The sequence below is a fragment of the Blautia sp. DFI.3.45 genome, from assembly GCF_020593505.1.
In the GTDB taxonomy this organism is placed as follows: domain Bacteria; phylum Bacillota; class Clostridia; order Lachnospirales; family Lachnospiraceae; genus Blautia_A; species Blautia_A wexlerae.
Window position 1 is genome coordinate 22,328 of the sequence record NZ_JAJDMI010000030.1, and the last position, 20,271, is coordinate 42,598.

Sequence of the window (20,271 nt, forward strand, 5' to 3'; positions counted from 1 at the left end):
ATGGCAATTTTAGTTACAGGTGGAGCAGGCTATATTGGAAGCCATACAGTTGTAGAATTGCAGAACGCAGGATATGATGTTGTAGTTCTGGATAACTTAAGCAATGCAAGTGAGAAATCTCTGGAAAGAGTTTCCAAGATCACAGGCAAACCAGTGAAATTCTACAAAGCAGACATCCTGGACCGCGATGCTTTAAATGAAATTTTTGATAAAGAAGATATTGATTCCTGTATTCATTTCGCAGGTCTGAAAGCAGTAGGGGAATCTGTTGCCAAACCTTGGGAATATTACGAAAATAACATTGCAGGAACCTTAACACTGGTAGATGTTATGAGAAAACATAATGTAAAGAACATTATCTTCTCTTCATCTGCAACTGTATACGGAGATCCGGCAATCATCCCGATCACAGAAGAGTGCCCGAAAGGACAGTGCACAAACCCATACGGATGGACAAAATCCATGCTTGAGCAGATCCTGACAGACATTCAGAAAGCAGATCCGGAATGGAACGTAGTTCTTCTCCGTTACTTTAATCCGATCGGTGCTCACAAGAGCGGAACCATCGGAGAGAATCCAAACGGAATCCCGAACAACCTGATGCCATATATCACACAGGTTGCAGTAGGTAAACTGAAAGAACTTGGGGTATTCGGAAATGATTATGATACTCCGGACGGAACTGGTGTGAGAGATTACATTCACGTAGTTGACCTTGCAAAAGGACATGTAAAAGCTCTTAAGAAAATCGAAGATAATTCCGGATTAAGTATCTACAACCTTGGTACAGGAAAAGGCTACAGTGTTCTTGATATTGTGAAGAATTTTGAAGCTGCTACAGGTGTTAAAATTCCATATGTGATCAAGCCACGTCGTCCAGGCGATATCGCAACCTGCTATTCCGATGCTTCCAAAGCAGAGAGAGAACTGGGATGGAAAGCCGAAAACGGTATTAAAGAAATGTGTGCAGACTCCTGGAGATGGCAGTCCAATAACCCGAATGGTTATGAAGAATAATTAATTAAATCAACTGAATGCAGGTGCATTTAGCAACTTACCTGCGGAAAATCAATATCCCCCACACATGGAAGGAATGTTCATGCGTGGGGGATGTTTTAATGTAGGATTGGCGATGTGGTTTTTTTCGGCTATAATAGATAAAAGAAAGGAGAGGACGCATATGAAAGTAGCAGCAATTCAGATGCCCACAGTAAAAGATAAAATACAAAATATCCGTACTGCCGGCACTTATATAGAAAAAATAAAGGCGGAAAATCCGGACTTTGTAATTCTTCCGGAGATGTTCTGCTGTCCGTATCAGACCGAAAATTTTCCAGTTTATGCAGAAAAAGAAGGTGGTCCATCCTGGCAGGCAATGTCTGATTATGCCAGAAAGTATCATATTTATCTGATCGCAGGTTCCATGCCGGAAGCAGATGATGTGGGAAAGGTTTACAACACTTCTTATATTTTTGACAGAGATGGAAAACAGATTGGTAAGCACAGAAAAGCTCATCTCTTTGATATCAATGTAAAAAATGGCCAGCATTTCAAGGAATCTGATACTCTGACTTCGGGAGATCATGCTACCGTGTTTGATACTGAATTTGGGAAAATGGGTGTCATGATCTGCTACGACATCCGCTTCCCGGAGTTTGCCCGCACAATGGTACTGGACGGTGCAAGGATGATTTTCGTCCCTGCAGCATTTAATATGACCACAGGTCCGGCACACTGGGAACTGACTTTTCGTGCAAGAGCCCTTGACAATCAGATATATATGCTTGGATGTGCTCCTGCCAGAGATACACAGGCAGGATATATTTCCTGGGGACATTCTATTGTAACAGATCCATGGGGAAAGGTTATGAAACAGTTGGATGAGAAAGAGGGCATTTTAATAGAAGAAATAGATTTGGACCGGGAAGACCAGATCAGAGAGCAGCTTCCATTATTAAAACACCGCAAATCTGAAATGTACCATTTATAGGAGAACACATTTTTTTCGCAGACTGACCATAGATCAAACATATTTATTAGATATAGTAATACCATTAACAAAAACAAAAGAAACAGAGAAAATTCAAAATAGAAAGAACAGAGAGGCATATGGAAATGACAGAAACAACAAAGAGAACAACAAAAGTATGGGCACACAGGGGTGCCAGCGGATACAGACCGGAGAACACTCTGGAAGCATTTGAACTTGCCATCAGACAGGGCGCAGACGGAATCGAACTGGATGTACATACTTCCGTAGACGGCGAACTCATCGTTATGCACGACGAAAACGTAGACCGCGTCACAGACGGAACCGGACTGATCAAAGATATGACACTGGCTCAATTGAAAGAATTAAAAGTCAGTACACCCGCAGAACCATCGGGAATTTATCACATTCCAACTCTGGCAGAAGTACTGGAGCTCATGCGCACCACAGATATGATGGTAAACATCGAACTAAAGAACAGCATCTGCTTCTATCCGGGAATGGAAGGGAAAATCCTGAAACTGGTAAAAGAAATGAACATGGAAGACCAGCTGATCTATTCCTCCTTTAACCATTACAGCCTGTTACAGTTAAAACAGCTGAATGACCATGTACAGACCGGAATCCTTTTCAGTGACGGATGGGTAAATCCAGCCATGTACGCCAAAAATCTCGGAATCAACGCCGTACACCCTGCAGTTTATCACCTGAAATACCCACAGTTCATAGAAGAAGTCAAACGTGCCGGACTGAAAATGCACGTATGGACTGCCAACAAACCAGAACACATCCAGCTGGTAAAAGACGCAGGTGCAGAAGCAGTCATTACCAATTATCCGGACAGAGCGATTGAGATTATAGAGAAATAAAAAATTCCTGCCTGTTCATATGAAACTGTCATATGTTCAGGCAGGATTCTTTCTTGTATCATTATATAGATATTGTGGATTTTCAGAGTTTTCTGCTGCTATTTGAAAACCATTTCAGAAATTATTTCTGCAGTTTCTTAGCATGCTCAGATTTCGGCTCACAGGTAAGTTCAACACCCAGCTTACGGAACTCCAGGATATCCACCTGAGACAGAAGTACGGAAGTATGAACCTGGCAGCCTTTTAATTTCGGAATCTGCTGCAGGGCTAGCTTCGCATCTTCATTATCTGCGGCACTGATGGAAAGCGCGATCAGAGTTTCATCAGAGTGAAGTCTTGGATTTTTGCTTCCAAGGTATTCTGTCTTGAGCGCCTGAATTGGTTTTAATGCTTCCGGAGAGATAACATGTTTGTCATGATCGATTCCTGCCAGTTCTTTCAGTGCATTCAGAAGCAGTGCTGAAGATGCCCCGAGAAGTTCAGAAGTCTTACCTGTAACAATACGTCCGTCAGGAAGTTCCAGGGCAGCAGCAGGTGCACCTGTTTCTTCTTCGCGTTTCAACGCAGCAGGAACCACCTTGCGTTCTTCGATGGTCACATGAGCCTGTTTCAGCAGAAGCTCAATCTTATAAACTTCTTCTTCGCGGCCTGTTCCGCGAACCAGAGCTTCCATGCTCTTATAATATCTGCGGATGATCTCCTGACGTGCAGCTTCCTTGCAGACTTCATCATCAACGATGCAGTTACCGGCCATATTAACGCCCATATCTGTGGGAGATTTGTAAGGGCACTCGCCCATGATCTTTTCAAACATAGCCTGAAGAACAGGGAAAACTTCAACGTCACGGTTGTAGTTAATAGTAGTCTCACCATATGCTTCCAGATGGAACGGGTCGATCATGTTCACATCATTTAAGTCAGCAGTAGCTGCTTCATATGCCAGATTTACCGGATGCTTCAGCGGGATATTCCAGATTGGGAAAGTTTCAAATTTGGCATATCCTGCCTTGACACCGCGCTTGTATTCATGGTAAAGCTGAGAAAGGCAGGTGGCCATTTTTCCGCTTCCGGGTCCTGGAGCAGTGATGACAACCAGTGGTCTTGTTGTTTCGATATAATCGTTCTTGCCATATCCCTCATCACTTACAATAAAGGAAGTATTATTCGGATAACCCGGGATCAGATAAAGCACGTATACTTTGATTCCAAGCTTCTCCAGACGTTTCTTAAACGCATCTGCGCTTTCCTGTCCGGAATACTGGGTGATGCAGACACTTCCGACATAGAGTCCGCGCTCGGTAAATACTTCCATAAGGCGGAGTACATCTTCATCATAAGTGATACCCAGGTCACCTCTGACTTTATTTTTATCAATATCAGCAGCGCTGATTACAATAACGATCTCTGCCTGATCAGAAAGCTGCATCAGCATACGCAGTTTGCTGTCCGGCTCAAATCCCGGAAGAACTCTGGAAGCATGGTAGTCATCAAAAAGCTTGCCGCCAAATTCCAGATAAAGTTTGTTTCCAAACTGGTTAATACGTTCCCGAATATGTTCGGACTGCATTTTCAGATACTTGTCGTTGTCAAATCCTATCTTCATTTGTTCATTTCCTTTCCTCATCACATTTTTAGTACTGCTCATTTAGAATATCCCGGGACATACAGCGCAAATTTATGCGGTCAGCATAAATTCTGTGTATTGCGGAGTGCATTACCGGGAACGAAGTGAGCAGTAATCAGTTTGTCAATAGTATACTACAAATAAAGCCATTTGTAACAGGTGAATTTGTAAAACTTCATATAAATTTTATAGGGTTTATAGAAAGATATGCACAACCGGACACAATTTTCACAATCTCGCAGTTGATTTATACCCGAATTCTCTTTATAATAAGAACGATAACGTTTAGGAGGAATGAAATGGATAATCATATGGATAACAATCCGAATGGCAATCGTCCTGATAATAATAAAGGTCCGGGCAGACAGGACCCGAACAAGAATCATCAGTCGATACTGGCCTTTCTGGTATGCCTCCTGGTAACTCTGGTATGTTTCGCCATGTTTACCAATATGCTCAAGGATAATTCGAGTGAGATCACTTATGATAAATTTATTGAGATGGTAGATGATGGAGATGTGAAAGAGGTTACGCTTCAGTCAAATACACTGACGATCACGCCGAAACATCAGTCATCAGGATTTTCAGAAGAAGTTTATTATGCCAATCAGATGGAGTCAGTAGATAAGCTGACGGAGAGACTTGAGGGAACAGGAATCAAGTTTGAGTATAAGAAGCCGGATGCAGCAGGGGAAATTATTTCTATGCTGGTCAGTGTGCTTCTGCCAACGATTCTGCTCTTTGTACTTCTGACGGTATTTATGCGCCGCATGAATAAGGGCGGCGGAATGATGGGCGTTGGAAAGAGCCGCGCCAAAGCCTACATTCAGAAAGATACAGGAATTACTTTCAGGGATGTGGCAGGGCAGGATGAGGCCAAGGAATCACTGCAGGAGGTGGTGGATTTCCTGCATAATCCCGGCAAATATACCACCATCGGAGCGAAGCTGCCGAAAGGAGCTTTGCTTGTAGGACCTCCGGGAACCGGTAAAACACTTCTGGCAAAGGCAGTAGCAGGAGAGGCACATGTGCCGTTTTTCTCCCTGTCAGGTTCTGAGTTTGTGGAGATGTTTGTAGGTGTGGGGGCATCACGTGTCCGCGATCTCTTTGAGGAAGCAAAGAAGAATGCACCATGTATCATTTTTATTGATGAGATTGATGCAATCGGAAAGAGCCGAGATTCTCATTATGGCGGCGGCAATGATGAGCGTGAGCAGACCCTGAACCAGCTTCTTGCGGAAATGGACGGATTTGACACTTCAAAGGGACTTCTGATCCTGGCTGCTACCAACCGTCCGGAGGTTCTTGATCCGGCACTTCTTCGTCCGGGACGTTTTGACAGACGTGTCATTGTGGACAGACCGGATCTGAAGGGAAGAATCGAGATCCTGAAGGTTCATGCAAGAAATGTACATCTGGATGAGACTGTTGATTTTGAGAACATTGCACTTGCAACTTCCGGGGCAGTGGGTTCGGATCTGGCTAATATGATCAACGAGGCTGCTATCCTTGCTGTTAAGAGTGGACGCAGCGCAGTATCCCAGAAAGATCTTCTCGAAGCTGTTGAAGTAGTTCTGGTAGGTAAAGAGAAGAAGGACAGGATCCTCAGTGCACAGGAGCGCAGGATCGTATCCTATCATGAGGTAGGACATGCACTGGTAAGCGCCCTGCAGAAAGATGCAGAGCCTGTACAGAAGATTACTATTGTGCCGAGAACAATGGGGGCACTTGGTTATGTAATGCAGGTACCCGAGGAGGAGAAATATCTCAATACAAAGAAGGAACTGGAAGCAATGCTTGTGGGATATCTTGGCGGACGCGCAGCAGAGGAACTGGTATTTGACACTGTCACAACCGGGGCGGCCAATGATATTGAGCAGGCTACCAAAGTGGCAAGAGCCATGATCACACAATACGGTATGTCTGATAAATTCGGACTTATGGGTCTGGCTACACAGGAGAGTCAGTATCTCAGCGGAAGAGCAGTGTTAAACTGCGGCGATGACACTGCCACAGAGGTTGACCATGAGGTGATGATACTTCTGCATAATTCCTATGAAGAAGCAAAGAGACTGATCGGCAGTCACAGAGAAGCACTTGATAAGATTGCTACTTATCTGATCCGCAGGGAAACCATTACAGGTAAGGAATTTATGAAGATTTTCCATGCGGTAGAGCGTGGAATCGAGATTCCGGAAAATCTGGATGATCTGGTAATTCCGGAGGAAAAACAGAATACAGTAACGCTGGATAAGCCAGAGATTCAGTGATACAATAACAGAGTCGGAAATGAAATAATTTCCGGCTCTGTTTTCATACCACGGGAAATTACGCTGTAATATCTCATGGATACGAAAAGCATTCAGGGCAGGATTTTTTGTATAGAGGAGAGTTTATGTTTCAGATAGAAGAAGAACTGAAAAAACTTCCGGGTAAGCCGGGGGTTTATATTATGCATGGGGAGAAGGACGAGATCATCTATGTTGGAAAAGCCGTCAGTCTGAAAAACAGGGTGCGTCAATATTTCCAGAGCAGCAGAAATAAGGGCGCAAAGATTGAACAGATGGTTACCCATATCACCAGATTTGAGTATATTATCACAGATTCGGAACTGGAAGCCCTTGTGCTGGAGTGTAATCTGATCAAGGAGCACAGACCGAAATATAATACCATGCTCAAAGATGATAAAAGTTATCCGTTTATCAAAGTCACAGTAAATGAGGAATATCCCAGAGTTCTTTTTGCCAGAAGAATGAAGAAAGACAAGGCAAAATATTTCGGACCATATACAAGTGCCGGGGCTGTAAAAGATGTGATCGAGCTTGTGCGAAAACTTTATAAGGTGCGCTCCTGTAATCGTGTACTGCCAAGAGATTGTGGGAAGGACCGTCCATGTCTGTACTATCACATGAAACAGTGCAGCGCGCCATGCCAAGGCTATGTGAGTTCAGAAGAATATAAGAAAAATATCGCAGAACTGCTGAAATTTCTCAATGGAGACTTTAAGGATACGATTGATATGCTTACCGACAAAATGATGGCAGCTTCCGAAGAAATGCGTTTTGAGGATGCCATGGAATACCGGGATCTGATCCGCAGTATCCAGAAGATCGGAGAACGTCAGAAAATTACAGGTTACGGAGAGGAAGATAAGGATATCATCGCTGTTGCCATGGATGAAAGCCTTGATCTGCGGGAGCAGGATGCTGTTGTACAGGTATTCTTTGTCCGGGGAGGCAAACTGATCGGGCGGGAGCATTTCTATCTGCGTGTGGCGCGTGGCGATACAAAGGCTCAGGTATTATCCAGCTTTATGAAGCAATTTTATGCCGGAACTCCGTTTATCCCACGTGAGATCATGCTGCAAAAAGAAATCGAAGATGCCAAGATCATAGAGGAATGGCTTACAGATCGAAGAAAGCAGCGAGTCTATATCAGGGTACCGAAGAAAGGTACGAAAGAGAAGCTGGTAGAGCTGGCAGAAGAGAATGCAAAGATGGTTCTGGATAAAGACAGAGAGCGTATCAAACGTGAAGAAGGAAGAACCATCGGAGCGGTTCATGAAGTGGAAGAGTGGCTTGGACTGTCGGGAATCAGGCGTATGGAGGCTTATGATATTTCCAATATCAGTGGTTTTGAATCTGTAGGTTCCATGGTTGTCTATGAGAAAGGAAAGCCAAAGCGCAGTGATTACCGCAAATTTAAGATAAAGTGGGTGCAGGGACCGAACGACTATGCAAGTATGGAAGAAGTACTTACCAGACGATTTACTCATGAGGGAAAAGATGAGTTTGACAGCTTTTCCATTATGCCGGATCTGATCCTGATGGATGGAGGAAGAGGACAAGTGAATATTGCGCTAAAAGTTCTGGATAATCTGGGAATAGAGATTCCGGTCTGTGGTATGGTCAAGGATGACCATCACAGAACCAGAGGACTGTATTACAATAATCTTGAAATTCCCATTGATACAGACAGTGAAGGCTTCCGCCTGATCACCAGAATCCAGGATGAGGCGCACCGTTTTGCCATTGAATTTCACCGATCTCTGAGAAGTAAAGAACAGGTGCATTCCCTGTTGGATGATATCCCTGGTATCGGTGAAACCAGGCGGAAAGCATTGATGCGGAAATTTAAATCCATTGAGAATATCAGAGATGCATCATTGGAAGAAATTGCGGAGACAGAAAGCATGAATGCAGGAAGTGCACAGAAAGTCTATGAATTTTTTCATGGAGCTAGTGTACCGACAAGTTGATTGTTTCAAGAATCAACTTGTCGGCACACTGGTGAGAAAAAAATATAAAATATGTAAAAATATTCCTGGGTTCTTCTACATATTACCCAAAGACTCTCGCTTTTTGTAATTGAAGTTGTATATAGTGATGTGATATAATAAAAAAGACGTGAAATTTACTATGAAAGTTTCGGACGACAGCTATAAATGAGTTATGTCTGTATGAGCAGGTTTTGAGATAGCGGACAGACCGGGCTTTCAGATTTTGAACTGAAAAGGAGAAATAAATGAAGGGTGTACAGTTGACAAAATTAGTTCAGGAACTGGGACTTCACAACCTGACTCCTGAAATTGATCTGTCTGAGATTGTGATCAAGACAGCGGAGATCAACAGACCGGCATTGCAGCTGACAGGATATCTGGAGCATTTTGCAAATGAACGGGTACAGATCATCGGATATGTAGAGTATACTTATCTGATGCAGCTCAGTGATGAGGAACGGAAATTTAAATATGAAAGATTTATTTCCAGCAAGATTCCCTGTGTAATTTTCAGTACAATGACAAGACCATCACAGGATATGATCGATCTGGCAGTTAAATATAATGTTCCGACTTTCGTGACAGAGCGTACAACTTCCAGTTTTATGGCTGAGATTATCCGCTGGCTGGGTGTACAGCTGGCACCATGTATTTCCATCCATGGTGTGCTTGTGGATGTATATGGTGAAGGTGTCCTGATCACAGGTGAGAGCGGAATTGGCAAGAGTGAGGCTGCGCTGGAACTGATCAAACGAGGACATCGTCTTGTCAGTGATGATGTTGTAGAACTTCGTAAAGTCAGTGATGTGACGCTGGTGGGCTCGGCACCGGATATCACAAGACATTTCATTGAACTTCGTGGTATTGGTATTATCGATGTCAAAACTCTGTTTGGTGTTGAGAGCGTTAAGGATACACAGTCTGTGGATCTGGTTATCAAACTGGAAGAGTGGGACAGAGACAAAGAATATGACCGTCTCGGCCTGCATGAGGAATATACAGAGTATCTTGGAAATAAGATTGTATGCCATTCTCTGCCTATCCGTCCGGGACGTAATCTGGCTATTATCGTTGAATCTGCGGCAGTTAACCACAGACAGAAGAAGATGGGATATAATGCAGCGGAAGAACTGTACAAACGTGTTCAGGCAAACCTTGCAAAGAAACGTGAAGAAAAATAATTTAAAGTAATTTGGAGGATATCAGATATTATGGGAAAGTATTGTTTTGGAATTGACGTTGGTGGTACATCTGTAAAATGTGGACTCTTTCAGACAGACGGAGTCTTAGTTGAGAAATGGGAAATTCCTACACGTAAGGAGAACAGTGGAGAAGCAATCCTGCCAGATATTGCAAAGACAATCCTTGACAAGATCGCAGAGCGTAAGCTGGATAAAGAAGAAATCGACGGTGTGGGAATCGGGGTACCGGGACCTGTTAACGAGAGAGGGGAAGTGCCATGTGCGGTAAACCTTTTCTGGGGCTTTAAAGAAGTTACTAAGGAACTGACAGAACTGACAGGACTTCCGTCCAAAGCAGGAAACGATGCCAATGTAGCAGCACTTGGCGAAGCATGGAAAGGCGCAGCAGCAGGAGCTAAGAACGTTATTCTTGTAACTCTTGGAACAGGTGTCGGCGGTGGAATCATCGTTGATGGAAAGATTGTTGGCGGTGCTCATGGTGCAGGTGGAGAAATCGGTCATGCAGCAGTTGACCATGAAGAAAAGGAAGCCTGCAACTGTGGTAACTGTGGATGTCTGGAGCAGTATGCGTCTGCAACAGGTATCGTTCGCGTGGCACAGAGAACTCTGGCTGCTACAGATGAGCAGACTGTTCTTCGCAAATTTACAAAACTTTCAGCAAAGAATGTTCTGGATGCTTTTAAAGAGGGCGACAAAGTAGCCTGCGATGTTATGGCACAGGTAGGAGAAATGCTTGGCGGAACACTTGCCATGTTTGCATGTGTGACAGATCCGGAAGCCATCGTTATCGGCGGTGGTGTTTCCAAAGCCGGACAGCCATTGATCGACTGTATTCAGAAATACTATGAGAAATATGCTTTTACAGCATGCAAGAAAACACCGATCATTCTTGCAACTCTCGGAAATGATGCAGGTATTTACGGATCTGCGCGTATGGTTATTAAAGAAGTATAATATCTGAGAATCAATTTTGAAAATATATAAAAAATCCACAGTCCTGAGTTGACAGGACTGTGGATTTTTTGCAGTACAGGAATATCATTCGGAGGTGCTCCTGTACCGGTATTTTTGCATTAATAATAGTCGACCTGATAAGAGGAATCATCCTCGTTACCGTCACCGTTGTCATCGCTTCCGCCGGTATTATCAGTACCATCGTCACCGCTGTTACCGTTGTCATCAGTATTGTTACTGTCACCACTGTTGTCGGTATCTCCATTATCAGAGTTTTCGCTGTTATCAGTGTCAGTGGTGTTATCAGTCTGATCAGAGGAATCTGTATCATAATTATAGTCATAATCATCACTGTCATAGAAATGCTGGTCACAGTATTCAGTAGGCATGGTACCTACGTCAAAGTATTCAGTGATCACCGGACAGCCGGCTCTTGGAAGAAGTCCGGTTTCCTCGCAGACACTTAACTTTTCTACACTTGCAGGCTTCTCGAATTCTTTGGAAGGAAGTCCCTCATGGATACGAGTCATAACCTTTTTCCATAAAGCTTTGTGGAAGTTACGCGCATAATCAGGTAATTTCTCATTGTTGTCATAACCGGACCATACTGCGCATGTATAATATGGTGTATAACCCACAAACCACAAGTCGTTATAGGCTTCGGTTGTACCTGTTTTTCCGGCAACAGGCATATTGTCAAGCTGGCAGGCTGTACCTGTACCCTGTTTTACAACATCCTCCATTGCACTGGTGAGAAGAAAAGCAGTACTTTCTTTGATTACGGAACGTTCGGCAGCAGTATTCTCGATCAGGACGTTTCCGTTGTGATCCAGAATTTTTGTGTAATAAATTGGCTTGATATAATTTCCGTTATTTGCGATGGCTGCATAGGATGCACACAGTTCAACATTTGTGACACCGCGGGTGATGCCGCCAAGCGCAGTGGCAAGGTTTGCATCGCTCCATACATTACCATTGGCATCTTTGTCAGCCTCTGTTCCATGAGCAAGGGTTGTAAAACCAAAGTTGTCCAGATATTTCAATCCAAGCTCAGGAGTTACTTTTTCCAGACACTTGACGGCTACAACGTTAATGGAATTCTGGATCGCAGTACGGATCGTGGTTGTTCCGTTGTAAGAACGGGTTGCGTTGTTTACAGGGGAACCATCCGGATATTCATAAGGTTCGTCTTCAAATGTTGTTGCAAGAGTCATGCCTTTTTCATTTAAAGCAGGTGCATAAGTGGACACGATCTTAAAGGTAGAACCAGGCTGTCTGGTAGTGTCCGTTGCCCGGTTCAGTGTAAGACTTGCCGTTTTCTCTCCACGACCACCGATCAGAGCTTTTACATAGCCGGTATGCTGGTCGATCACACTCATGGAAGACTGTGGCTGAGGTGCGAAATTGACACGCTCTGCAAGAACTTTACTTCCGTTGGCGAGTATGCTTGCCTTATATTTGTCTACATAAGTCTGTCCATCTTCCGGGGAATCGAACAGAAGATCGAAATCGGGATCCTCATTCTGAAAATAAAGCTGCAACATTTCCTTACTGTAGTTTACCTGATTTCCATTAGGATCGGTAACCGTCAGGGCATAGTCAAGTTCATACTGGACAGTGTCCGGATAATTGGAAGGATCTGCATATTCCTCATCCAGGATATTCTGGATCTTGGAATCCTGTGTTGTATATACTTTAAGTCCGCCGCTGTAGAGAAGATTGGTTGCCTGTTTTTTGGTGTAACCTTTGATATTCATCAGGTCGTTGATGATCTGATCTGTCAGTTCATCTTCAAAATATGTGTAAACAGTATTCTCAGTGCTGGAGTTCTTTTCCTGAGCGGCCTGGATACGGGAATAAACATCATCTGCAAGAGCTTCATCATACTGATCCTGAGTAATATAGTTCTGATCCAGCATATGCTGGAGAACTTCCTTGCGTCTCTTCCTGTTGCTGTCAGGATTGATGATCGGGTTAAATTTCGTCGGGTTCTGTGTGATACCTGCCAGAGTTGCACATTCAGAAAGATTCAGATCCCATATATCCTTGTCAAAATACTGTCGTGCGGCAGCCTGTACACCGTAGGAACCGGCACCCAGGTTAATTGTGTTCAGGTAATTCTCAAGAATGGTGTCTTTATCAGTTTTTTTCTCAACCTGGACAGCAAGGTACTGTTCCTGGATTTTTCGCGTAAATCTTTCCAGCTGAGTAGATTCACTGGTCCAGTTGGTAAATACGTTATTCTTAAGAAGCTGCTGTGTGATCGTACTGGCACCTTCTGAGAAATCTCCGGTAGTGAGAGCTTTCATTCCGGCACGAAGAATACCTTTTACGTCAATACCGTTATGTTCATAGAAACGTTCATCCTCAATTGCGACAACTGCATGCTGCAGATCAACAGGTATCTGATCGAGAGTGACAGGCAGTCGGTTGGAATCCGGAGCAGCCAGTTTACGGATCTGATTCCCTGCATCATCGTAGAGAAAGGTTGCATAGCCCAGTGGCATAATATCAATATCATCAACATCAGGAGCAGTATCAATTACACCCCTGAATGACCCCACACCCAGACAGGTTACTGCGATGCAGAGTGCTATCAGTGATACGAACAGGACTCTGATGAAAGAAACTCTGGCGCGCTTTCCCATCATGGAAGAACGGGAAATCAGTGCCGTCCGTTTCTTTGCAGTCGACTTTTTACCGTAGTTCATGTTAAACCTCCTTTATAATCCGTTCTATTATATCAAATAAGAATAAGTAAATAAAGCAGAAAAATAAAAATTCACAATTGCTTTTGGATCTTTTTAATGGTTATTGTGTTTTTTTGCAGGATTAGTATACACTGTGCTGGCACATTTTTGTAATTCATGGTACACTGAGTCAATAAGAGAACGGAAAGAGGAGTATGAGACATGCTTGAGAAATATAAGACAGTTTACGAGGGCGGGGAAGGCGAGATCGTGGAAAAGAAATCCAGATTTATTGCTACAGTGCGTCCTGTACAGACCGAAGAGGAGGCACTGGCCTTTATAGAGGAAATGAAGAAGAAATATTGGGATGCCAGACATAACTGCTATGTATATTCGGTGGGAAAGAACAGGGAATATACCAGATGCAGTGACGATGGTGAGCCGTCAGGCACTGCGGGAAGACCAATGCTGGATGTAATCCTGGGGGAAGATATTTATAATGTGGCAGCAGTAGTTACCAGATATTTTGGAGGGATACTTCTTGGAACAGGAGGTCTTGTCAGAGCATATTCCAGGAGTCTGCAGGAAGGTCTTGCCGCCAGCACAGTGATTGAGAAAACCTACGGAATTTCTATGGAAGTAGTTACGGATTATACCGGGATAGGCAAGATTCAGTATATTGCCGGAGAACAGAAATTACCGATCCTTGATTCTGAATACACTGACAGGGTAGTTCTGCATTTGCTGGTTCCGGCGGATCAGATTGCATTTGTAGAAAAAGCAATCACCGAGGGAACAAATGGAAGAGCGAAGATGAAGAAAGAGAAAGATCTTTACTATTCAGTGATTGACGGTGAAGTGAAAGTATTTACGGACTGATAAAATATGCCCCATGCAGCCTGAAAACTGCATGGGGCATAAACAGTCAGCGAATCAGCATTTCTCCGGTTCCGGATAATCAACACCGAAAGTTTCTACTGTCATGGATTTGATTTTCTGCTCGTCAAGCGGACGGTCGCTGTAATCGGTATCTTCTTCTGCAATACGGTTTACAACATCCATTCCTTCAGTGATCTTGCCGAATGCAGCATAAGCACCGTCAAGATGCGGAGCATCTTTGTGCATGATAAAGAACTGGCTTCCTGCTGAGTTTGGATGCATGGCGCGTGCCATGGAAAGAACACCTGCAGTATGTTTCAGATCATTTTTAAATCTGTTCTGAGTGAATTCACCCTTAATGCTGTATCCCGGACCGCCCATACCTGTTCCGTCCGGGCATCCTCCCTGGATCATGAAACCGTTGATCACACGATGGAAAATAAGTCCGTCATAGAAGCCTTTTTTTACAAGACTGATAAAGTTATTAACTGTATTCGGTGCAATCTCAGGATATAATTCTGCTTTCATCACATCGCCATTATCCATGGTAATTGTAACTATCGGATTTGCCATAGTTTCAAGTCTCCTTTTCAAAAAGTATTGTATTTCGCTGTTCGCTCTATTATAATATGCAAAGAACAATTCTGCAAGAAAAAGGTGGAAAAGATGATTATAGAGACAAAAACACCACAGGAAACATTTGAGGTGGGAAAGAAGATCGGAGAGAATGCGAAACCGGGTCAGATTTATACTCTGACAGGTGATCTTGGAGTTGGAAAAACCGTATTTACCCAGGGGGTTGCGGCAGGGCTTGGAATCACAGAGCCTATCTGCAGCCCGACATTCACGATCATTCAGGAATACGAAAGCGGACGTCTTCCTTTATATCATTTTGATGTTTACCGTATCGGTGACATTGAGGAAATGGAAGAAATCGGATATGACGATTATTTCTTCGGACAGGGAATCTGTCTGATCGAATGGGCTGATCTGATTGAAGAAATCCTTCCGGAAAAGCTGATCAAAGTAACCATAGAGAAAGATCTGGAGAAAGGCTTTGATTATAGAAGGATTACAGTGATTGGTCCGGAGAACAGTTAGGAGGTAGAAATGAAAATTTTAGCTTTGGACAGCTCAGGAATTGTTGCATCTGTAGCAGTTGTGGAAGATGATACATTACTGGCTGAGTATACTGTAAATTATAAGAAAACACATTCTCAGACTTTGCTTCCGATGTTAGATGAGATTGTGAAGATGACGGAACTGGAACTGGAATCCGTAGATGCTATTGCAGTGGCAGCGGGACCGGGATCCTTTACAGGACTCCGTATCGGCTCGGCAACAGCCAAAGGCCTGGGACTTGCCCTGAAGAAACCATTGGTAGCAGTACCGACAGTAGATGCACTGGCATATAATCTTTATGATGCACAGGGATTGATCTGTCCGATCATGGATGCCAGAAGAAAGCAGGTATATACAGGAATTTACAGATTTGAAGAGCATCAGCTTATGACTTTGAAAGAACAGTGGGCAGCACCGATCGAGGAACTGCTGGAAGAACTGAATCAGAGAGGAGAGATGGTTACATTTTTGGGAGACGGTGTACCTGTATTTCGTGAACTGATCGCAGAGAAACTGCAGGTTCCGTATTCTTTTGCACCGGCTCATGTAAATAAACAGAGAGCAGCGGCAGTGGCAGCTCTTGGCAGTATTTATTATAAAGAAGGACGCACAGAGACTGCTATGGAACATATCCCGGAATATCTCCGCGTTTCCCAGGCAGAGCGTGAGCGTGCAGAGAGAGAAAAAGAGCAGAAACCGGCAGGTACAAAAATATGATCCTGCGGGAAATGCTTGTGGATGACCTGGATCAGGTAATGGAGATTGAGCAGGATCTTTTTCATGTGCCATGGACAAAAGAAGGTTTTTTTACTTTTCTGACCAGGGATGATGCCATGTTTCTGGTGGTGGAAGAGAAAGAAAAGATTCTGGGTTACTGCGGTCTTCTTATGGTTCTGGATGAGGGAGATATTACCAATGTGGCTGTGCGCAGGGACAGACAAAAAGAAGGAATTGGCGCTTTTCTGATGCAGAGCCTGATCCGCCTTGCAGCAGAGAGGGAGGTTACGACAATCCATCTGGAAGTACGTGTGGGAAATGAGACTGCAATCCGTCTCTATGAACGTATGGGATTTACCGGAGATGGAATACGTAAGGCATATTACAGTGATCCTGTGGAGGATGCGCTGCTTATGACCAGACATCCCGAATGAAAAAGAAATGAAAGCAGAAAAAATCAGCAGCCGGACCATACACCTTTTAAGGGAATTGCCGGAAGCTGGAAAATAGAGGGAATATATGTTAGATGTATGTTTAGTTGGAACCGGTGGAATGATGCCTCTGCCACGCAGATGGTTGACTGCGCTTATGACAAGATATAACGGGAGCAGTCTGCTCATTGACTGTGGTGAAGGTACTCAGGTAGCAATTAAGGAGAAGGGATGGAGCTTTAAACCTATTGATGTGATTTGTTTTACTCATTATCATGGAGATCATATCAGCGGGCTTCCGGGACTTCTTCTTACTATGGGAAATGCAGACCGCACAGAACCATTGACTCTGGTAGGTCCCAAAGGTCTGGAGAGAGTGGTCAATGCACTTCGCGTCATTGCACCGGAGCTTCCGTTTGAAATTAAATTTATTGAGATTACACAGCCGGAGCAGGTCATTGAATTAAATGGCTATCGTATTACGGCTTTTAAAGTGAACCATAATGTACTCTGTTATGGATATACCCTTGAGATTCTCCGCCAGGGAAAATTCTCGGCTGAGAGAGCGAAAGAGCAGGATATTCCACTGAAATACTGGAATCCGCTCCAGAAAGGGCAGACCATCGAAGCAGACGGTATTACCTATACACCGGAGATGGTACTTGGACCTGCGAGAAAAGGAATCAGGCTTACTTATACAACAGATACCAGACCAACAGAATCTATCCTGCGAAATGCAAAGGAATCGGATCTGTTTATCTGTGAAGGAATGTACGGAGAAGATGACAAAGCAGACAAAGCACGCGGATACAAGCATATGACTTTCCGCGAGGCGGCGGTTTTGGCTCGTGATGCCCGGGTAAAGGAGATGTGGCTGACACATTACAGTCCATCTCTGGTCAGACCAGATGAGTTTATGGATAAAGTTCGTGAAATTTTTCCAAATGCATATCCGGGAAAAGACGGAAAGAGTCTGGAATTGAATTTTGAGGAATAATATGTCACTGAAATTGATTATGAACAAGTAGTAAAACGGATGACTTATCCGTCCGATATATGAGGAACAGAAAATGAAAGATACATTAATTCTTGCAATTGAGAGTTCCTGTGATGAGACTGCAGCTTCTGTTGTCAAAAACGGAAGAACTATTCTGTCAAATGTGATCTCTTCACAGATCGCTCTTCATACTTTATACGGTGGGGTAGTTCCGGAAATTGCTTCCCGTAAACATATTGAAAAGATTAACCAGGTAATTGAACAGGCACTGGCAGATGCAGATGTAACTCTTGATGATCTGGATGCAATTGGTGTCACTTATGGTCCGGGACTTGTAGGTGCACTTCTTGTGGGCGTTGCTGAGGCGAAGGCAATTGCTTATGCAAAGAAGCTTCCACTGGTAGGGGTCCACCATATTGAGGGCCATGTGTCAGCAAATTATATTGAACATCCGGATCTTGAACCTCCATTTTTATGTCTGATCGTGTCAGGAGGACATACACACCTTGTGATCGTTAAGGATTATGGAGAATTTGAAATCCTGGGACGTACCCGTGATGATGCTGCAGGCGAAGCTTTTGACAAAGTTGCAAGAGCTATCGGACTGGGATATCCGGGAGGACCAAAGGTAGACAAGCTCTCTAAAGAGGGAAACCCCAATGCAATTGAGTTTCCAAAAGCTAAAATTGGAGATTGTCCGTACGATTTCAGCTTCAGTGGTGTAAAATCAGCAGTGTTGAATTATATTAATCATGCGCAGATGACCGGAGAAGAGATAAACAGAGCAGATTTGGCAGCATCTTTCCAGAAAGCGGTAGTTGATGTGCTGGTGGAGCATACAATGCTTGCAGCCAAAGATTATGGGATGACTAAGATTGCAATTGCAGGCGGAGTGGCTTCGAATGGAACGTTAAGAGCGGCAATGGAAGAAGCATGTAAGAAAAATAATTACAGTTTTTATCGGCCGTCACCGATCTTCTGTACAGACAATGCAGCAATGATCGGAGTAGCTGCTTATTATGAATATATTAAAGGTACACGTCATGGCTGGGATCTGAATGCTGTGCCGAATCTTAAACTGGGAGAGCGTTGAGATGTCAGAAAGAAATACGGCCATTGTTCTGGCAGCAGGGCAGGGAAAAAGAATGCACAGTAAAGTACAGAAGCAGTTCCTGGAGATACAGGGATACCCGGTTCTGTATTATTCCCTGCGCTGTTTTCAGGAAAGTCCGCTGATTCAGGATATTATTCTTGTGACAGGAGAGGAATCTATCTCCTACTGTAAAGAAGAAATCGTGCAAAAATATGGATTTACAAAGGTATCGGCAGTAATCCCGGGAGGAAAAGAACGCTATGATTCTGTCTATGCAGGCCTTTGTGAATGCAGAGACTGTGAATATGTATTGATCCATGACGGTGCAAGACCTTTTGTGACAGAAGAAATTCTTAAACGTGGTCTGCAGAAAGTGAAGGAAACAGGTGCATGTGTGATTGGTATGCCTTCTAAAGATACAGTCAAACTTTCTGATGAAGAGGGATATGTAAAAGAAACTCCAAACAGAAAGTGTGTGTGGACAATTCAGACCCCGCAGATTTTTTCGTATTCACTGATACGTGAGGCTCATGACAGCATTCGTCAGAAAGATATGAGCAAAATTACAGATGATGCCATGGTAGTAGAGCAGGAGACAGGGGCAAAGGTTGCTCTGGCAGAGGGATCTTATCAGAATATTAAGATCACAACACCGGAGGATCTTGATATCGCGGAAGCATTTTTGAAACATTAAAGAATGTTTGGTGATTGAAAAATGCCGTATTTTAGCGGGCTTTATGGGAAATCTGGGAAGATAAAAATAAAAATTGAAAAAAATGTAAAAAAGTTGTTGACAGATGCGGGTATTGATGCTAGAATATCACTTGCGTCGGCGGTGAGAACACAACGAACGCAGTCAACAACATATGGAGAGATATCGAAGTGGTCATAACGAGGCGGTCTTGAAAACCGTTTGTCCGCAAGGGCGCGTGGGTTCGAATCCCACTCTCTCCGCTTGCCAAGTCACTTAAAAATTTTGAAAAAAGTACTTGACAAACAAATGAAAAGTGCGATATAATGCACAAGGTTCTTCGGTGAAAACGAAGAGAACTAAATAAAGACACGAGAGTGTGAAGAAAGTCGTTTCTGTGAAACGGCGAATCTAGGGCAATTTGGAGAAGTACCCAAGCTGGCCGAAGGGGCTCCCCTGGAAAGGGAGTAGGTCGTTAATAGCGGCGCGAGGGTTCAAATCCCTCCTTCTCCGTTCTTTCTTGAAAAAAGAAAGCAAAAAAGTTCTTGACAAAGCGAAAGAGTTATGATAAACTCGAAAAGCTGTTGAAAAGAACAAATGTTGAAGAAGTTTGAAAAAACTTATTAAAAAAGTTCTTGACAAACAGAAGACAACATGTTAAAATAGCAAAGCTGTCGTAAGACAGACAACCTTGATAACTAAACAGTGAAACACATACGATTCTCGAAAATTC

The 20,271-nt window shown here is 43.6% G+C and carries 17 protein-coding genes and 2 tRNA genes; 16 read left to right on the top strand and 3 right to left on the bottom strand.

Features of this window, described 5'->3' with window-relative positions:
- From galE to LJE09_RS11350, 3 genes are all read left to right on the top strand, one after another.
- Window positions 1–1,017 carry a UDP-glucose 4-epimerase GalE gene (gene galE / locus LJE09_RS11340; protein ID WP_022380560.1) on the top strand — a complete coding sequence of 339 codons (1,017 nt, stop codon included), beginning with the start codon at window positions 1–3 and terminating at the stop codon, window positions 1,015–1,017.
- Between the two features lie 163 nt (window positions 1,018–1,180).
- Entirely contained in the window at window positions 1,181–1,990 is an 810-nt protein-coding gene (locus LJE09_RS11345; RefSeq protein WP_008705896.1) for a carbon-nitrogen hydrolase family protein, read from the top strand.
- A gap of 119 nt (window positions 1,991–2,109) precedes the next feature.
- Window positions 2,110–2,859: a glycerophosphodiester phosphodiesterase gene (locus tag LJE09_RS11350; RefSeq protein WP_118614815.1), complete on the top strand. Its 750-nt coding sequence runs from the start codon at window positions 2,110–2,112 to the stop codon at window positions 2,857–2,859.
- Window positions 2,860–2,980: 121 nt separating this feature from the next.
- On the opposite strand, the gene LJE09_RS11355 is transcribed toward LJE09_RS11350, so the two are convergent.
- Window positions 2,981–4,462 (bottom strand): DUF1846 domain-containing protein, encoded by a 1,482-nt coding sequence (locus LJE09_RS11355; RefSeq protein WP_118614817.1) that lies wholly within the window; start codon window positions 4,460–4,462, stop codon window positions 2,981–2,983.
- 320 nt (window positions 4,463–4,782) lie between these two features.
- On the opposite strand from LJE09_RS11355, the gene ftsH reads away from it, so the two are divergent.
- The 4 genes from ftsH to LJE09_RS11375 all read left to right on the top strand — a co-directional run bounded on the left by ftsH (window position 4,783) and on the right by LJE09_RS11375 (window position 10,918).
- Entirely contained in the window at window positions 4,783–6,753 is a 1,971-nt protein-coding gene (ftsH, locus tag LJE09_RS11360) for an ATP-dependent zinc metalloprotease FtsH (RefSeq protein WP_118633729.1), read from the top strand.
- Between the two features lie 125 nt (window positions 6,754–6,878).
- Complete coding sequence (uvrC, locus tag LJE09_RS11365; RefSeq protein ID WP_118521765.1) at window positions 6,879–8,741, top strand: excinuclease ABC subunit UvrC; 1,863 nt, start codon at window positions 6,879–6,881, stop codon at window positions 8,739–8,741.
- 266 nt (window positions 8,742–9,007) lie between these two features.
- Window positions 9,008–9,943, top strand: a complete 936-nt coding sequence (hprK, locus tag LJE09_RS11370; RefSeq protein WP_008705888.1) for an HPr(Ser) kinase/phosphatase — start codon at window positions 9,008–9,010, stop codon at window positions 9,941–9,943.
- 30 nt (window positions 9,944–9,973) lie between these two features.
- A complete protein-coding gene (locus LJE09_RS11375; protein WP_022379920.1) occupies window positions 9,974–10,918 on the top strand; it encodes an ROK family glucokinase in 945 nt (314 codons plus the stop codon).
- A gap of 119 nt (window positions 10,919–11,037) precedes the next feature.
- Here LJE09_RS11375 and LJE09_RS11380 read toward each other — a convergent pair whose 3' ends face one another.
- Window positions 11,038–13,629, bottom strand: a complete 2,592-nt coding sequence (locus LJE09_RS11380) for a transglycosylase domain-containing protein (protein ID WP_022379921.1) — start codon at window positions 13,627–13,629, stop codon at window positions 11,038–11,040.
- Window positions 13,630–13,830: 201 nt separating this feature from the next.
- On the opposite strand from LJE09_RS11380, the gene LJE09_RS11385 reads away from it, so the two are divergent.
- Window positions 13,831–14,487, top strand: a complete 657-nt coding sequence (locus LJE09_RS11385) for a YigZ family protein (RefSeq protein ID WP_008705884.1) — start codon at window positions 13,831–13,833, stop codon at window positions 14,485–14,487.
- A gap of 54 nt (window positions 14,488–14,541) precedes the next feature.
- Here LJE09_RS11385 and LJE09_RS11390 read toward each other — a convergent pair whose 3' ends face one another.
- The gene (locus tag LJE09_RS11390) at window positions 14,542–15,060 is read right to left on the bottom strand and encodes a peptidylprolyl isomerase (RefSeq protein ID WP_020993454.1); all 519 of its coding nucleotides are present in this window, start codon (window positions 15,058–15,060) and stop codon (window positions 14,542–14,544) included.
- Between the two features lie 93 nt (window positions 15,061–15,153).
- On the opposite strand from LJE09_RS11390, the gene tsaE reads away from it, so the two are divergent.
- From tsaE to LJE09_RS11430, 8 genes are all read left to right on the top strand, one after another.
- Window positions 15,154–15,588 (top strand): tRNA (adenosine(37)-N6)-threonylcarbamoyltransferase complex ATPase subunit type 1 TsaE, encoded by a 435-nt coding sequence (tsaE, locus tag LJE09_RS11395; RefSeq protein WP_008705880.1) that lies wholly within the window; start codon window positions 15,154–15,156, stop codon window positions 15,586–15,588.
- A 9-nt stretch (window positions 15,589–15,597) separates the two neighbouring features.
- A complete protein-coding gene (tsaB, locus tag LJE09_RS11400) occupies window positions 15,598–16,326 on the top strand; it encodes a tRNA (adenosine(37)-N6)-threonylcarbamoyltransferase complex dimerization subunit type 1 TsaB (protein ID WP_008705879.1) in 729 nt (242 codons plus the stop codon).
- Window positions 16,323–16,760 carry a ribosomal protein S18-alanine N-acetyltransferase gene (gene rimI / locus LJE09_RS11405; RefSeq protein WP_008705878.1) on the top strand — a complete coding sequence of 146 codons (438 nt, stop codon included), beginning with the start codon at window positions 16,323–16,325 and terminating at the stop codon, window positions 16,758–16,760. Before tsaB ends, rimI begins: the two co-directional genes overlap by 4 nt.
- 85 nt (window positions 16,761–16,845) lie before the next feature.
- Window positions 16,846–17,754 carry a ribonuclease Z gene (locus tag LJE09_RS11410; RefSeq protein ID WP_008705877.1) on the top strand — a complete coding sequence of 303 codons (909 nt, stop codon included), beginning with the start codon at window positions 16,846–16,848 and terminating at the stop codon, window positions 17,752–17,754.
- Window positions 17,755–17,827: 73 nt separating this feature from the next.
- Entirely contained in the window at window positions 17,828–18,847 is a 1,020-nt protein-coding gene (gene tsaD / locus LJE09_RS11415) for a tRNA (adenosine(37)-N6)-threonylcarbamoyltransferase complex transferase subunit TsaD (protein ID WP_008705876.1), read from the top strand.
- A gap of 1 nt (window position 18,848) precedes the next feature.
- On the top strand, window positions 18,849–19,541 hold the full coding sequence (gene ispD, locus LJE09_RS11420; RefSeq protein WP_008705875.1) for a 2-C-methyl-D-erythritol 4-phosphate cytidylyltransferase: 693 nt from the start codon (window positions 18,849–18,851) through the stop codon (window positions 19,539–19,541).
- 174 nt (window positions 19,542–19,715) lie between these two features.
- Window positions 19,716–19,801, top strand: a tRNA-Ser gene (locus tag LJE09_RS11425).
- 160 nt (window positions 19,802–19,961) lie between these two features.
- A tRNA-Ser gene (locus LJE09_RS11430) sits at window positions 19,962–20,051 on the top strand.
- The last annotated feature ends 220 nt before the right edge of the window (window positions 20,052–20,271 follow it).